We start from the raw sequence: 14,913 nt of genomic DNA, 5'->3' as shown, positions 1-14,913 counted from the left end.
CCCCTGGAACCTGTGGTCTTTTGTTCGTTGAGGCTTACATTAGGCCGCATTGTTAAAGATTCAGGAATCCGGCGCTGCCGCTTCGACCTATTTCCGCCGGCTTGGTTATCGAATGGTTTTAGGCTAAGACGTTCCATCCCCCGAACGGAACAGGAACCCTCGTTCGCCCGCAAAAAGCGTGGCAGTATCGAAGGGTGATTCGCAGCATCGGAATCTATGGCCAGCATGGACGACAACAACGATCTTTTCGGTAGCTTGGACAAGCAGCCGCAACCGATTCGCGCCGCGCCACGCGCGGTCGATCCGATTGTGCAGGCGGCAAAGCGTCCGGCAGCAACCCGCGACGGCAGCGAGGGCTACAGTGCCGCCGACATCGAGGTTCTGGAGGGGCTGGAGCCGGTGCGGCGCCGGCCCGGCATGTATATTGGCGGCACCGACGACAAGGCGATGCACCATCTGTTCGCCGAGGTCATCGACAATTCGATGGACGAGGCGGTCGCCGGCCACGCGACCTTCATCGACGTCGAACTTACCGCCGACGGCTATCTGGCCGTCACCGACAATGGCCGCGGCATTCCTGTCGATCCGCACCCGAAATTTAAGAAGCCGGCGCTCGAAGTCATCATGACGACGCTGCATTCGGGCGGCAAGTTCGATAGCAAGGTCTATGAGACCTCGGGCGGTCTGCACGGCGTCGGCGTTTCCGTCGTCAACGCGCTCTCGGACCATCTCGAGGTCGAAGTCGCCCGTGGCCGCCAGCTCTATCGCCAGCGCTTTTCACGTGGCGTTCCGGTGACCGGCCTGGAACAGCTCGGCGAGGTCCACAACCGGCGCGGCACAAAAATCCGTTTCCATCCCGACGAGCAGATCTTCGGCAAGGGCGCGGCGTTCGAACCGGCGCGGCTCTACCGGATGACGCGCTCAAAAGCCTATCTGTTCGGCGGCGTCGAGATCCGCTGGACCTGCGATCCCTCGCTGATCAAGGACAAGGACACGACGCCGGCGAAAGCCGAGTTCCATTTTCCGGGCGGTCTCAAGGACTATCTGAAGGCATCGCTTGGCGACGACTTCCAGGTCACTCGCGAAATCTTTGCCGGCAAGAGCGAGAAACAAGGCGGCCACGGTTCGCTCGAATGGGCGGTGACCTGGTTCGGCGGCGACGGTTTCATCAATTCCTACTGCAACACCATCCCGACCGGCGAAGGCGGCACCCACGAGGCCGGCTTTCGCAACGTCCTGACGCGGGGTTTGCGCGCCTATGCCGATCTGGTTGGCAACAAGCGCGCCTCGATCGTCACCTCGGAAGACGTCATGATCTCGGCGGCGGGCATGCTGTCGGTGTTCATCCGCGAACCGGAATTCGTCGGCCAGACCAAGGACAGGCTGGCGACGATCGAGGCAATTCGCATTGTCGAAACCGCGATCCGCGACCCCTTCGACCACTGGCTGGCCGACAACCCGCAGGAAGCTTCAAAGCTGCTTGAGTGGGTGATCGCGCGCGCTGACGAACGGGTGCGCCGGCGCCAGGAAAAGGAAGTGTCGCGCAAGAGCGCGGTGCGCAAGCTCAGGCTGCCCGGCAAACTCGCCGACTGCACGCAGAACGCCGCCGCCGGCGCCGAACTGTTCATCGTCGAAGGCGATTCGGCCGGCGGCTCGGCCAAACAGGCACGCGACCGCGCCAGCCAGGCGGTGTTGCCGCTGCGTGGAAAAATCCTCAATGTCGCCAGCGCCGGCAACGACAAGCTGGCTGCCAACCAGCAGATCTCGGACCTGATCCAGGCGCTCGGCTGCGGCACGCGGTCAAAGTACCGCGACGAGGATTTGCGCTACGACCGGGTCATCATCATGACCGACGCCGACGTCGACGGCGCCCACATCGCTTCGCTGCTGATCACCTTCTTCTACCAAGAAATGCCTAACCTGGTGAACGGCGGCCATCTCTATCTGGCGGTGCCGCCGCTCTATTCGATCCGGCAAGGCGGCAAGGTCGCCTATGCCCGCGACGATGGCCACAAGGACGAGCTTCTGCGCACCGAATTCACCGGCCGCGGCAAAGTCGAGATCGGCCGCTTCAAGGGCCTGGGCGAGATGATGGCCGCGCAGCTCAAGGAAACCACCATGGATCCAAGGAAGCGCACGCTGCTCAGGGTCGACGTGATCGATGCCGTGGCTGCGACCAAGGATGCGGTCGATGCGCTGATGGGCACCAAGCCGGAGGCACGCTTCCGTTTCATCCAGGAACGGGCCGAATTCGCCGCAACGGAAGTGCTGGATATCTAAGCGCCCGCTACTCTAATTTGCCGTTCTAGGAGACGAGCATGTGGGCGCGGCTGAACGAGCATATCGGCACGAGTTTCGCCGCGCTGACACAGCCGACGCGCTCGGACTGGATTTTTGCCCTGCGCACCGTTTCGGCCGGCCTGATCGCGCTTCTCGCCGCCTACGCCCTCAAGCTCGACCACCCGCAATGGGCGATGATGACGGTGTTCATCGTCGCCCAGCCGGTTGCCGGCATGGTGCTGGCGAAAGGCTTTTATCGGCTGCTCGGCACGCTGGCCGGCGGTCTGGCGGCGATCGGCATCACCACCGTCTTCGGCACCGGCCCCTGGCTGCTGGTCACCGCGCTGGCGGTCTGGATCGGCCTCTGCACGCTGGTCTCGTCGCTGCTGCGCAATCCTGAAGCCTATGGCGCAGCACTTGCCGGCTATACCGCCATGATCATCGGCCTGCCGGCCTTCGGACAGCCGCACCTTGTCGTCGATCTTGCCGTAGCACGTTGCGCCGAGATCGTGCTTGGCATCGTCTGCGCCGGCCTGACCAGCCGTCTGATCCTGCCGAAACTGGCGGCCGACGCCATCATCGCCAGGCTGAAGCGCAGCATTCTCGACCTTGCCGTCTATGCCGGCGGCGCCTTCTCCGGCGGCGATGCGGCAATGCTTGCCGGCCTGCACCGAAAGCTGATCACCGATGCCCAGACGCTCGGCGAAATGCGCACCTATGCCAGGCTGGAAGCACCGAGCTTCGCCACCCGCGCCCATCCGGTCAGGCGCACGATCGGCCAGCTTCTGTCGGCCCTGTCGGCTGCGCGCGCGCCGCATGCCCATGCCGCACCGAAAAATGCCGCCCTCATTCCGGTGCGCACCGACCTGCAGGCCCTGGTCGGCGAACTGGCGGCCAAACCGGGCGCCCTCGACGACACCGCGCCCTGGGTGGCGCGGCTCGATGCGATCGCCGCCAAGGCCCGGCAAACGCCGGATATGTCGAGTGTGCAAGATGGCGACAGGCTGGGCACTGTCACCCGTCTCACCATCGCCGCCGATTTCGCGGAAGCCCTGAAGCAGGTGCTGCGCGGCCTCGATGCGCTGCGCTCTCCCGCCTCCCGCCCGGCGCGCGAGCGCAAGCAGCCGGCGCTGGTCGTGCACCGCGACTACCATGCGGCCTGGCGCAACGCCGTGCGCGCCGCCCTCGCCACGTTGCTGGTCGCCGCCTTCTGGCTGACGACGAAATGGTCCGAAGCGGCAGGCACGGTCATTCTTGTCGCCGTCGTCTCCAGCCTGTTTGCCGCGCGCCCCGATCCCGTCCAGTCGGCCTGGGGCTTTTTCAAGGGAACATTGCTGGCCCTGCCCTTCGCCTTCCTCGTCGGTCAACTCGCGCTTCCCGCTCTGCCCGGCTTCGGCTGGTTCGCGTTCCTTGTCGTTCCGATCCTGATGCCGGCGGCACTCGCAATGGCCAATCCGCGCACTGTCGGCGTCGCCACCGCCTTTGCCATCAATTTCCTGGCCTTCCTCAGCCCGCATCAGGCGATGACCTACGATCCCGTGCCATTCTTTGCCGGGTCGGCGTCGATCCTGGTCGGCATCCTTTTGGCGATCGGGGTCTTCCTCGTCGTGCTGCCCGCCGACCCCTGGGTCACCATCAACCGCATCGTCCGGGCCATGCGCGAAGATCTGGCGCGGCTTTGCCTGCATGAGCGCGTGCCTAGACGCTCGGCCTTCGAGAGCCTCGCCTATGACCGGGTCAACCAGCTGATGCCACTGATGCAACGCGCCGGCAAGAAAGGCGACGCCATTCTCGATGGCAGCATCGCCGCCGTCACCGTCGGGCTCGAAATCCTGCGCCTGCGCAGTGCGCAGCAGAATCCCGCCACCCCAACCGAAACCGCGCTTTCGATCACCAATTTTCTGCGCGGACTGGCGCGCGAGCTGCTGTTTCACAGACCAGGCGAGCCGCAAACCGCGACCATCACCGTTGCCAGACAATATGCAGCCGGCCTCACCGAGCGCAGCGATGCCGCCGAAATGCTGCAGATCGCCGCCTCGCTGCGCATCATCGCCGCCGCGATCGAGGATTTCCCGGAGTTCTTCGCTAAAGACCGGGTCTAGGGTGTGTTGAGATTCAGGTCAGGCCGAGCCGAAAATGGCTGATGCCGAGAACCGGAGCGGAGCGCACTTTTGGGTACGTGAGCACCGGAAGCGCAGGAAGCTGCCATTTGCAGGCCGGCCTCATCTGAATATCAGCACACGCTAAGCAGCCGCGATCGCCAGCGCATGTCCCCGCGCATTCTCGCGCAGCGCGTCGAGATGGATCGACTTGACCAGCCCGGCAAGATCGCCTTCCGCCGACTGCCCACCCAATTCCTTCAGCATCAGCCAGCTGACTTCCTGCACGCCGGCGACGCGCTTGCCATTGGCAACCTCACGCCAGATCTTTAGCGCGCGCAGGATGACGGCGTGGGTGGCGGCGGCGAGGCCGGCGCTACGGAACAGCGCCTGCAGCGCCACGTCATGGCCGCCGGCCAGCAGCGCCCTCACCCTTTGCTCGGATTGCTGGCTGAGCGCGACCAGCGCCGAGCCGAAGAAATCGACCTTGCCATGCGCGATGGTGCGGATGATGAAGCTTGCGGTGAGGTCGCCGCGCAGGCGCAGATGTTCGATGAGGGCTGCGTGTTCTGCCGCCTTGGTGCCTTCGATCAGCGTCACCGAAGCCTTGACGCAAGCGTCGCGCGTGACGCGCTCGGCTCTGGCCGCCCCCATCAGCGCCATCACCAGTGGCGAGGTTTTCAGCGTTTCACCGAGTTTGACCAGCAGCATATGCCGACAGTCGGCTGGCAGGCGCGCGTCGGCGATCATCGCTTCGCGCACCGCAGGCACATGGCCATGCCGTTCTGCCATGCGGCGAAAGCTGAGCGAGGCAATGTCGGCGCCGCTGTTGGCGAGAAGCGTGGCGCAGGCTTCCGGTTCGCCGATTTCGGCGATGGCCGCGGCCACCGACATCGAAACGACCGGCCGGTCGGCAATCAACTTCTGCGTCGCCTTCTGGCCGCTGGCAACGCGATCGATCAGGTCGGCATCGGTAAGCAGCGGCGAACGCGCCAGCACCAGCGCGGCCACTTCCGGCTGGTCGGAGGCCAGCGCGCTGATGATCTGCAGCGGCGCGTGATGGCTCATCGACAGCGCTTCGGCGATCGCTTGCCGCACTTTTGACGACGCATCGTCGAGCAGCAGCGTCAGCGCGGCTTCGGCTGCGCAACGGTCCTCGAACGGCAGGTCGGCATTGATATAGGCGCGGGCCAGCGCGCTTGCCGCGGCGGCGCGCTCGGAAACCCTCGCCGTGTAGATCCATTTCAGGAAATGCGAAACAACCATGCCGTCCGCTAACGCCCCTACGCCCGAGTCCGTTCTGGCCCCGTGTAGACCGTAGGCAGAAATGGTTTACGAAGCGTTCACCATGTTTATTAACTGGCTTGCGAGCGGAATAGGCAGCGCCTATCAACCTTGAGCAGTGAGGAGATCGATCATGGCCGGGCTTTATCTAGAGGAGTTCGTCGTCGGCCACGTCTTCAAGCACACGCTGCGCAAGACCGTCACCGAAAGCGACAACATGCTGTTTTCGGTGATGACGCTGAACCCGCAGCCGCTGCACATCGATTTCGACTTCGCCGCCAAAAGCGAATGGGGCAAGCCGCTGGTCAATTCGCTGTTTACGCTCGGCCTGATGATCGGCATTTCGGTGAACGACATCACCGTCGGCACCACCGTCGCCAATCTCGGCATGAAGGAGACGGTGTTTCCGCACCCGGTTTTCCATGGCGACACCATTCGTGTCGAGACCACAGTGATTTCGGTGCGCGACTCGAAATCGAAGCCTGACCGCGGCATCGTCGAGTTCGAGCACCGCGCCTATAATCAAAACGATGTGCTCGTCGCCAAATGCACGAGGCAAGCGATGATGATGAAGAAGGCAATCTAGTCCATGCGCTCGCTGCTCTTTGTTCCCGGCGATTCCGAACGGAAGCTGGAAAAGGGTTTTGCGGCCGGCGCCGACGTGGTCATCGTCGACCTTGAGGATTCGGTGGCGCCACAGAACAAGTCTCTGGCGCGCGACATCGCGGCAAGGGTCATCGTCGAACAGCGGCTACACGCGAAGTCCGCGATCTATGTCAGGGTCAACGATCTCTCAACCGGATTGACCGATGATGATCTCGCCGTACTCGTTGCGGCCAAACCCGACGGCATCATGCTCCCGAAGTCGAACGGCGGCCAGGATGTGCAGCATCTCTCGGCAAAGCTCAGGGTGCATGAGGCCGAGAACGGCCTGCCGGACGGCGCGATAAAGATCCTGCCGATCATCACCGAGACCGCCGCCGGCGTTCTGGCAGCCGCGAGCTACGCACAGGTCAGCGCCCGGCTTGTCGGCGTCACCTGGGGCGCGGAAGATTTGTCGGCGGCGATAGGTGCCCGCACGGCGCGGGACGAGCGCGGCCGCTACACCGACGTCTTTCGGCTTGCCCGCACCATGACCATCCTCGCTGCCGGCGCTGCCGAGGTCGCGGCCATCGACACCGTGTTTCCGAACTTTCGCGACATGGCCGCCTTCGAGGTGGAATGCACGGAAGCCGAGCGCGATGGCTTCACCGGCAAGATGGCGATCCACCCGGCGCAAGTGCCGGTCATCAACGTCGCCTTCACGCCCTCAGTCGAAGCGGTGCAACACTCGCTGGCGATCGTCGCGGCGTTCGAAGCGGCGGGAAATCCCGGCGTCGTCGGCATCGACGGCAAGATGGTCGACCGCCCGCATCTCAGGCTGGCCGAACGGCTTCTGGCCCGAGCCAGGGCAGCGGGGGTGTAGCCTCAGTCCCGCGCCAGCACGATGATCCGGTCCTCCGGCAGATAGGCCAGTGCTTGCGACTTCAGCGGGTTGACGGTGACGCCGCCCAGCGACCGCTGGTCAACCTCTCCGGCGCGGATGCGCCGGTAGCCTATGGCGATTTCGCCGCGCAACCGCGCCGATTCCGCGATCGTCCAAAAGGTCAAAGGCTGGTCGATGGCGACATAGTCGGCGACCGGACGCATGTAGATCTCAGAGCCCTTCTCGTCGAGCAGGTCATCGAAGATCGCGGCGAGGTACTGGTTCTCCGACGCCTGCGCCAGCATCAGGCTGACCAGCCTGTTGCTGACGACGAAATCATCGGCCTTGGTAACAGCCGCAAGCTCCCGGTTGCGCACGTCGATCATCTCGCTGACGATCGAGATGTGCTGGCCGGCATCGTCTGCGATCTTGCGCAGATGCAGCAGCGTCACCAGCGTGCGCGTATCGGCGGGCTGCGCTGCCATGGTTTCGCTGTAACCGAGGACCAGCACGTGGTCGTAGGACGGCACGTCCAGGCTTGAAAGCGCAATCCTGCTCGACGTGTCGGTGATGCGGCAGGAGACGGACAGATTGTCGCCGACGACGGGCAGTGCGGCAACTTCCTGCTCGAGGCCGGGCGTGTCGGCGGCGATGGTCAGGACCGAACCAGGCGCGACGTAGCGCGACAGTTCGTAAGTGATGATCGGACCGCGCCGGTTCCAGCCGAGGATCAGCGTGCGCTCCGGCTTCGCCTCGATGGACCGCGGGCCATGGATCGCCGCCGCGTTGGTCTCGATCCTGGCGCTTCCCAGCTTCATCGCCGCATCGTCCTCGGCGATGATGATGGCGCGGATGCCCGTCTCGATCACCAGGTCCGACGGCGGGTTGAGATTGACCCGCCCCTTTTGGTCGCAAAGCCCGATCAGTGCGCAGTGCTCAAACGCCATCACCGCTTCGCCAAAAGTCTTGCCGGTGAGGTCCGGCAGCTCGGTCGTGTAGATTTCGCAGCCGTCGAAATCGAGCAGCTCCGAATAGACGCCGCTCAGACCCGACTGCCGGCTCGAATGCACGACGATGCGCGAGATCAACTGGTCGGCCAGCACGAGCTGCACCTCGGCTCCGCCGACGACGCGGGCGACCTCGGCGTTCTTGCCATCGCGGATCTCGGCGGCGATGTTGTAGGGGACGGTGCGCCGGTCCGGGTCGTTGACCAGTGCCAGCACCGTCTTGATGACCTGCGAATCCGGATCGTCGCCATTCGGCGATAGCACAATGATCGACCGCGATGTCTGCGGATTGACGATGGCCAGGTCGTAGAGATCGGTGGGGTCGCCGCTGCGGCAGATGATGCGCGTGTTGCCCAGTTTGCCGACCTTGGCAGAGATCTCGTCCTCCATTTCGACCTTGTCCATATTGGCCATGACGACGATGCGCGGATGCCGGCGGCTGGCATTGGCAATGACGAGTTCGGAGATGACGTCAAAAATCGACGGTGACCAGTTGAGGATGATGGTGTGGTCGCTCTCAAGCACCCGCGAACGGCCCTTGCGCAATTCATCGAGCTTGCTGTCGACGCCGGCGCTGAGCACGCCGATGAGAGCCGATACGACGAAGATGCCGGCAAGCGTGACAAACAGCATGACGAGACGGAACGCCCAGCCGGTGTCGCCGCCCATCGTGCCGGAATCGAGCGTACGCATCAGCGATTCCCAGAACGCTTCGAAGAAGTTCAGCGGCTCGCCGCCCTCCGGCGCGATGCGGGTCACGGCAAGGAAAGCCGCGGCGGCGATGATGATCAGTAGGGAAGCGACGGCGAGCCAGCCGATCAGCGCGATCGGGCCGGCGGCCATGCTCTTGTCGAACCAGTAGCGCAGCCGGATTCCCAGCGAACCTCGTTTCTTCATGTCGCCGGCGCCCCGCACTGTCCCAAGGTCGATGCGCCAACCCCAACGCATCGCCGAAGCCGCTCTCTTAGCCTGTGTTCAAATAAAGGGGAATCGCTTTTGCGTGTCAGCCGTTCCACGGCCCGGAATAATCGGCATAGAGCTTTGCCGGATCAGGACGCGGCCGTTCCGGCGCCGGCCCCTGGTAGGAGCCGATATGAACGAAGCCGACGACGCGTTCATGCGGCGCCAGCCCCAGGATCGCCCTGCCCTCGGCCACGTCGGAATACCAGTTGCTGATCATGTTGGTGCCGAAGCCCAACGCATTGGCCGCAATCATCAGGTTCATCGCTGCCATGCCGCCCGACAGGAACATTTCCCATTGCGGGATTTTCAGGTTCTCTTTCGGCACCGACACCACGCCGATCACCAGCGGCGCGCGTGAAAAGCGCGCCAGTTCCTGGTTGCGGCGGTTCTCGGGCAACGGTCCTTCGCGCTGTTCGGCAAGGGCGGCGAGCTTCTTGCCGATCTCGATGCGCGCCTCGCCGCGATAGACGATGAAGCGCCAGGGCTCGAGCCGGCCGTGATCGGGCACCCGCGTGGCAGCGGCGATCATGGTCGCGATATCCGCATCGCTGGGCGCCGGTTCCTTCAGCTCCGGGATCGGCGCGGAATTGCGGGTCAGCAGGAAGTCGATGATCGGCGACGCCATGGGCGCTAGTCTCCTGAAACACTCAATTTTGAGCTGAAGCACGCCATTGGAACATCGGGCGGCTCGGGCATTTGGCGCTATGCGCCGGACGAAAGAGCCTCTAGCAGAAGCGGATCGGACTCTTAAGCCTTGAAATTGCCACCGCCTTGGGCTTCAACGCAAGGCATGTTTGAGGGGACATTGCGTCTTTTCCTGATTTGGCTTTGCGCCGCACTGTTCATGGTGCCGGCTTCGCTTGCCGTCGCGCAGAACGCCGACGGTGTCAGTGACCTGAAACTTCCCGGCATTTCGAGCTATGCAACCCCGAAAAGCGAAACACCGCTGGCTTTGGCCGGCAGCGGCGCGATCACGCTGTCGGCGCAACTGACCGACAAGGGCGCCGACATCACGCGCGGCATCGTCTGGCGCGTCTTCAAGCCTGTAGCTGCCAGCGACGGCAAGCTGCCGATGGTTGCTTCCGCTCATGGCGGCACGGCCGTGTTCCAGCTCGAGCCCGGCAGCTACCTCGTCCATGCCTCCTATGGAAGGGCCGGCGCCACCAAGCGCATCACTGTCGGCAAGGAAGCCAAGCGCGAGAGCCTGGTGCTCGATGCTGGCGGCCTCAAGCTCGATGCCGTGCTGTCGGGCGGGGTGCGCATACCGCCGAAGAAACTGCGCTTCTCCATCTATGAGGGTGAGGCCGAGGTGATCCGCAACGTCGAGCCGAACAGCGTCGTGCGGCTCAACGCCGGCGTCTACCATGTCGTCTCGAACTATGGCTCGGTGAATGCGGTCATCCGCTCCGACATCCGTGTCGAGGCCGGCAAGCTCACCGAAGCCACCGTCGAGCACCGGGCGGCCGAGATGACCATGAAGCTGGTGCGCGAGACCGGTGGCGAGGCGATCGCCGACACCTCGTGGTCGCTGCTCAATGAATCCGGCGATCCGATCCAGGAAACCGTCGGCGCCTTCGCCTCGATGGTGCTGGCCGAAGGCGACTACACCATCATCGCCAAGAACCGCGACCGCATCTACCAGAAGGATTTTGCCGTTGTCGCCGGACAGAACCAGGAAATCGAGGTTCTGGCCACCGACGCCTCGGCCATCGATCCCGAGGAAGGTGCGGACTAGCTAGCGTCTCGTCAAGCTGCCTTGCGCAGGCGTCGCGGCAGGAAGTGGACGCGGCCGGGCTGTACGGCCGGCGCAAGATCGAAGACGCCGCGATGCAGACGGTCGAGCAACGTCTTGCGGTCGCGTAACGGCTCCAGTTCATCCCAGCACAGCACATCGCCGACACGCACGTCGATCGGCTTGCCGGACAGTCGCGCGAACTCATGGATGAGCAGCGAAATGCGCAGCGTCAGCGAGGCCTTGCCGACGAATTTCGCCACCCGGCCGTCGCGCTCGGCCAGGTTCATCGGGCCGCTGACCAGGTGGAACAGCCTGCCGTTCTGCCCGGAAAAATGCATCGGGATGACCGACGCCTTGGCGTCCTGGACGAGGCGGGCCGGAAACATCTTCCACGGCAGGTCGCGCGCCCGGCCAAAGCCCTTTGGCGCCGTGGCGACGCCGCCGGCGGGGAAGACGACGATGGTGACGCCCTCCTTTAGCAGCCGCACCGCTTCATGGCGCACCGCCATGTTGTTCTTCAGCGCGTCCTTGGTCTCGGAAAAGTCGATCGGCAGCGAATAGGGCTCCATCTCGCGGATCTTGAGCAGATCCTTGTGGATCATCACCCGGAACGGCCGCCCCATCTGCTCGGCCAGCGACAGCACGGCAATGCCGTCGCCGATGCCGAACGGATGGTTGGCGACGATCACCAGCGGCGTGTCGGGCAGGTTTGCCGGCGGCCATTGATCGGCGGTGCGTATCCGCACGTCGATCAACTCCAGCATGCGGCTGAACACGGCCTCACCGGTCGGCACCACCTGGCGGCGCCAGAAATCGTAGAGCGCCGCGAAGCGATCGCGGCCCGACAGGCCTTCTATCGAATGAATGACCCAGCGCGTCAGCGCCGGCTGGCGCGGATTGGCATAGGACAGCTCGGGAAATGGTTTTTCGCGCAATTTCAGCTTGAGCATGACGGCTCGTTACAAGGTTGGCGTGACAGACATATGAAAATGGCGGTGGATCGCTCCACCGCCATTTCGTCGAGAATCAAAGACTTATGCCGCGCGTTTGCGCCTGCGATCCGGCGTCAGCGCCTCTTCGGCAAGCATCGCCACCGCCTGGCCTAGGCCCAGCGATTCCTGGTCGCGCGATCCGAGGCGGCGGATGTTGACCGTCTCTTCTTCCGCTTCGCGCTTGCCGCAGACGAGAATGACCGGAACCTTGGCCAATGAGTGCTCACGCACCTTGTAGTTGATCTTCTCGTTGCGCAGATCGGCTTCGGCCAGCAGCCCGGCCGCTTTCAACTGCGCGACGACCTTCAACGCGTAGTCATCGGCGTCGGAGGTGATCGTCGCCACCACCACCTGCAGCGGCGCGAACCACAGCGGGAAATGGCCGGAGTAGTTCTCGATCAGGATGCCGAGAAAGCGCTCCATCGAGCCGCAGATGGCGCGATGCACCATCACTGGCTGTTTCTTCTCCGAATCCGAGCCGATGTAGAAGGCGCCAAAGCGCTCCGGCAGGTTGAAGTCGACCTGCGTCGTGCCGCACTGCCATTCGCGGCCGATGGCGTCCTTCAGCACATATTCGAATTTCGGCCCGTAGAAGGCGCCCTCACCCGGATTGATCGAGGTCTTGATGCGATTGCCCGACTGGTTCCTGATCGTCTCCAGGACATTGCCCATGATCGCTTCGGCATGGTCCCACGCCTCGTCGGTGCCGACACGCTTGTCGGGACGCGTCGACAGCTTGACGCTGATCTCGTCGAAACCGAAATCGGCATAGGTCGACAGGATCAGGTCGTTGATGCGCAGGCATTCGGCCGCCAGCTGCTCCTCGGTGCAGAAGATGTGCGCATCGTCCTGCGTGAAGCCGCGCACGCGCATCAGCCCATGCAGCGCGCCGGACGGCTCGTAGCGATGCACATTGCCGAATTCCGCAAGTTTTACGGGCAGATCGCGGTAGGATTTCAACCCATGCTTGAATATCTGCACGTGGCCCGGACAGTTCATCGGCTTCAGCGCGAACACCCGGTCGTCATCGGTATCGTCGCCGGCGACCGTCACCTTGAACATGGCGTCGCGATACCAGCCCCAGTGACCTGACGTCTCCCACAGGCTCTTGTCGAGCACCTGCGGCGCGTTGACCTCCTGATAGCCTTGCTCGTCGAGGCGGCGGCGCATGTAGTTGACCAGGTTCTGGAACATCTTCCAGCCCTTGGCGTGCCAGAAGACGACGCCCGGCCCCTCTTCCTGGAAATGGAACAGGTCCATCTCGCGGCCAAGCTTGCGGTGGTCGCGCTTCTCGGCTTCCTCCAGCATGGTCTGGTAGGCATCGAGCTGCGCCTGGTCGGCCCAGGCCGTGCCATAGATGCGCGTCAACATTGGGTTGTTGGAATCGCCACGCCAATAGGCGCCGGCCACCTTCATCAACTTGAAGGCGCTGCCGATCTGGCCGGTCGAAGCCATGTGCGGGCCGCGGCAGAGGTCGAACCAGTCGCCCTGCGCATAGATCTTGAGATCCTGGCCCTCGGGAATGGCGTCGATCAGTTCCAGCTTGTAGCGCTCGCCCTTGTCGGCAAACACTTTTTTGGCCTGTTCGCGCGACCAGACCTGCTTGGTGAACGGCTTGTTGCGCGCGATGATCTCGCGCATCTTCTTCTCGATCACCGGGAAATCGTCGGGCGTGAACGGCTCGTTGCGGGCGAAATCATAGTAGAATCCGTTCTCGATCACCGGCCCGATGGTCACCTGCGTTCCCGGCCACAGCTCCTGCACGGCTTCGGCCAGCACGTGTGCCGCATCATGACGGATCAACTCCAATGCACGCGGGTCGTCGCGGGTGACGATCTCGACCTTGCCGGACTTGCCGAGCGGGTCGGAAAGATCGCGGACGGTGCCGTCGATCGCATAGGCGACCGCCTTCTTGGCCAGCGACTTCGAGATCGATTCGGCAAGGCCAGCGCCGGTCATCGCCGCGTCGTAGTCGCGCACGGAGCCATCGGGAAATGTCAGGGAAACGGAATTCAGCATCAGAGTTCTCCTATCCAGTCCCGCAAACGAGCGCGGGTGGTCGTGGGGTAAGGCCGGATGCGTCCGGCAGCGGGCGAGGTTTTAGAGGCAGTGCCGTGCCAGGTAAAGAGCGGCAATTGGCAGCTGTCAGGAAATGTCGCCACAGATGCCGCAGATCGGTCGCCAGGCTTGCGAATCTCGCCAGCATGACTTGGAATCATCAACATGGAAGACGCAACACCCAGCCGAACCGCCCTGCGCGTCGCGCGCTTGAGGGCCATCCATCAGATTTCACCGCAGGCAGCTTTGTTTCGCGATCCATACGCGATTGCGATTCTCGGTGAAGGCACTCCCGGCGAGCAACAGCTTGCGCAGGAGGACGAACACAGCCGGCGAATGCGCCTATTCGTGGCCGCGCGTGCCCGCCTCGCCGAGGATTGGCTGGCGGCTGCGGTGCGGCGTGGCGTCCGGCAGGCCGTGGTGCTTGGCGCCGGCCTCGACACGTTTTCGCTGCGCAACCCGTACCCGGGCCTCGGGGTGTTCGAAGTCGATCACCCCGCCACGCAAGCCTGGAAACGCAAATGCATCGCCGATGCCGGTCTTGCCGAACCGCCTGGCACCACATTCGTGCCAGTCAATTTCGAGCGGCAGCGTCTGGCGGAGGAACTCGCATCGGCCGGTTTGAAATCAACCGAGCCAGGCTTTTTCATCTGGCTGGGGGTGGTACCGTATTTGACGCAGGAAGCGATCTTCAACACGCTTGCCTACATCGCTGGCACCTCCGGATCGGAAGTGGTGTTCGACTACAGCGAGCCGGCGCAGAACCGTAACGAAGCGGGACAGGCTGCATTGGCTTTCTATGCAGCGCGCGTCGCTTCCGTCGGCGAGCCATGGATCAGCTTCTTCGTCCCCGACGAGCTCGCAACATCCCTCAAAAACCTCGGCTTCGATGAGATCGAAGATCTCGAGAGCAGCGACATAGCCGCCCGTTTTTCGGGCGTGCCGAAGGCAAAGAGCAATTCCGGTGGCCACCTCATCCGTGCCCGCCGAAGCGGCTAGGCAGGCTCATTTTATCAACTGCGGTAGATCT

Annotated in this window: 11 protein-coding genes; 6 read left to right on the top strand and 5 right to left on the bottom strand. The window is 63.5% G+C overall.

Annotated elements, in window-relative coordinates; genetic code table 11:
- The first annotated feature begins 225 nt into the window (after positions 1-225).
- Together parE and AC1DX6_RS13700 are read left to right on the top strand one after the other, a co-directional pair.
- The gene (parE, locus tag AC1DX6_RS13705; protein WP_477314134.1) at positions 226-2,280 is read left to right on the top strand and encodes a DNA topoisomerase IV subunit B; all 2,055 of its coding nucleotides are present in this window, start codon (positions 226-228) and stop codon (positions 2,278-2,280) included.
- Positions 2,281-2,318: 38 nt separating this feature from the next.
- Positions 2,319-4,382 carry an FUSC family protein gene (locus AC1DX6_RS13700; RefSeq protein WP_477314132.1) on the top strand — a complete coding sequence of 688 codons (2,064 nt, stop codon included), beginning with the start codon at positions 2,319-2,321 and terminating at the stop codon, positions 4,380-4,382.
- 141 nt (positions 4,383-4,523) lie between these two features.
- Here the strand turns inward: AC1DX6_RS13700 and AC1DX6_RS13695 are convergent, their stop codons facing one another.
- Positions 4,524-5,645 carry a DUF2336 domain-containing protein gene (locus tag AC1DX6_RS13695; RefSeq protein WP_477314130.1) on the bottom strand — a complete coding sequence of 374 codons (1,122 nt, stop codon included), beginning with the start codon at positions 5,643-5,645 and terminating at the stop codon, positions 4,524-4,526.
- A gap of 151 nt (positions 5,646-5,796) precedes the next feature.
- Here AC1DX6_RS13695 and AC1DX6_RS13690 point away from each other — a divergent pair, with 151 nt between their 5' ends.
- Positions 5,797-6,249, top strand: coding sequence for a MaoC family dehydratase (locus AC1DX6_RS13690; protein ID WP_477314128.1), 453 nt, complete (start codon positions 5,797-5,799; stop codon positions 6,247-6,249).
- Between the two features lie 3 nt (positions 6,250-6,252).
- The gene (locus tag AC1DX6_RS13685) at positions 6,253-7,128 is read left to right on the top strand and encodes an HpcH/HpaI aldolase/citrate lyase family protein (protein ID WP_477314126.1); all 876 of its coding nucleotides are present in this window, start codon (positions 6,253-6,255) and stop codon (positions 7,126-7,128) included.
- A 2-nt stretch (positions 7,129-7,130) separates the two neighbouring features.
- Here the strand turns inward: AC1DX6_RS13685 and AC1DX6_RS13680 are convergent, their stop codons facing one another.
- Together AC1DX6_RS13680 and AC1DX6_RS13675 are read right to left on the bottom strand one after the other, a co-directional pair.
- Positions 7,131-9,032 carry a CASTOR/POLLUX-related putative ion channel gene (locus tag AC1DX6_RS13680; RefSeq protein ID WP_477314124.1) on the bottom strand — a complete coding sequence of 634 codons (1,902 nt, stop codon included), beginning with the start codon at positions 9,030-9,032 and terminating at the stop codon, positions 7,131-7,133.
- A gap of 106 nt (positions 9,033-9,138) precedes the next feature.
- Positions 9,139-9,723 (bottom strand): nitroreductase family protein, encoded by a 585-nt coding sequence (locus tag AC1DX6_RS13675; protein ID WP_477314122.1) that lies wholly within the window; start codon positions 9,721-9,723, stop codon positions 9,139-9,141.
- A gap of 165 nt (positions 9,724-9,888) precedes the next feature.
- Between AC1DX6_RS13675 and AC1DX6_RS13670 the strand changes: the two genes are divergently transcribed.
- A complete protein-coding gene (locus tag AC1DX6_RS13670; protein WP_477314120.1) occupies positions 9,889-10,833 on the top strand; it encodes a hypothetical protein in 945 nt (314 codons plus the stop codon).
- Positions 10,834-10,844: 11 nt separating this feature from the next.
- On the opposite strand, the gene AC1DX6_RS13665 is transcribed toward AC1DX6_RS13670, so the two are convergent.
- Positions 10,845-11,783 carry a lysophospholipid acyltransferase family protein gene (locus tag AC1DX6_RS13665; RefSeq protein WP_477314118.1) on the bottom strand — a complete coding sequence of 313 codons (939 nt, stop codon included), beginning with the start codon at positions 11,781-11,783 and terminating at the stop codon, positions 10,845-10,847.
- Between the two features lie 84 nt (positions 11,784-11,867).
- Positions 11,868-13,844, bottom strand: a complete 1,977-nt coding sequence (thrS, locus tag AC1DX6_RS13660) for a threonine--tRNA ligase (RefSeq protein ID WP_477314116.1) — start codon at positions 13,842-13,844, stop codon at positions 11,868-11,870.
- A 204-nt stretch (positions 13,845-14,048) separates the two neighbouring features.
- Here thrS and AC1DX6_RS13655 point away from each other — a divergent pair, with 204 nt between their 5' ends.
- Positions 14,049-14,882, top strand: a complete 834-nt coding sequence (locus AC1DX6_RS13655) for an SAM-dependent methyltransferase (protein ID WP_477314114.1) — start codon at positions 14,049-14,051, stop codon at positions 14,880-14,882.
- Positions 14,883-14,913 lie beyond the last annotated feature (31 nt).

The sequence above is a fragment of the Mesorhizobium sp. P2_C4 genome (assembly GCF_056404575.1).
The sequence above is the reverse complement of the archived record's forward strand: the minus strand, read 5'-3'. Positions and strand labels throughout refer to the sequence as shown.

Excerpts from the sequence above, each read along its gene's own strand:
- parE (WP_477314134.1), top strand. The coding sequence starts at position 226 with ATGGACGACAACAACGATCTTTTCGGTAGCTTGGACAAGCAGCCGCAA.
- AC1DX6_RS13700 (WP_477314132.1), top strand. The coding sequence starts at position 2,319 with ATGTGGGCGCGGCTGAACGAGCATATCGGCACGAGTTTCGCCGCGCTG.
- AC1DX6_RS13695 (WP_477314130.1), bottom strand. The coding sequence starts at position 5,645 with ATGGTTGTTTCGCATTTCCTGAAATGGATCTACACGGCGAGGGTTTCC.
- AC1DX6_RS13690 (WP_477314128.1), top strand. The coding sequence starts at position 5,797 with ATGGCCGGGCTTTATCTAGAGGAGTTCGTCGTCGGCCACGTCTTCAAG.
- AC1DX6_RS13685 (WP_477314126.1), top strand. The coding sequence starts at position 6,253 with ATGCGCTCGCTGCTCTTTGTTCCCGGCGATTCCGAACGGAAGCTGGAA.
- AC1DX6_RS13680 (WP_477314124.1), bottom strand. The coding sequence starts at position 9,032 with ATGAAGAAACGAGGTTCGCTGGGAATCCGGCTGCGCTACTGGTTCGAC.
- AC1DX6_RS13675 (WP_477314122.1), bottom strand. The coding sequence starts at position 9,723 with ATGGCGTCGCCGATCATCGACTTCCTGCTGACCCGCAATTCCGCGCCG.
- AC1DX6_RS13670 (WP_477314120.1), top strand. The coding sequence starts at position 9,889 with ATGTTTGAGGGGACATTGCGTCTTTTCCTGATTTGGCTTTGCGCCGCA.
- AC1DX6_RS13665 (WP_477314118.1), bottom strand. The coding sequence starts at position 11,783 with ATGCTCAAGCTGAAATTGCGCGAAAAACCATTTCCCGAGCTGTCCTAT.
- thrS (WP_477314116.1), bottom strand. The coding sequence starts at position 13,844 with ATGCTGAATTCCGTTTCCCTGACATTTCCCGATGGCTCCGTGCGCGAC.
- AC1DX6_RS13655 (WP_477314114.1), top strand. The coding sequence starts at position 14,049 with ATGGAAGACGCAACACCCAGCCGAACCGCCCTGCGCGTCGCGCGCTTG.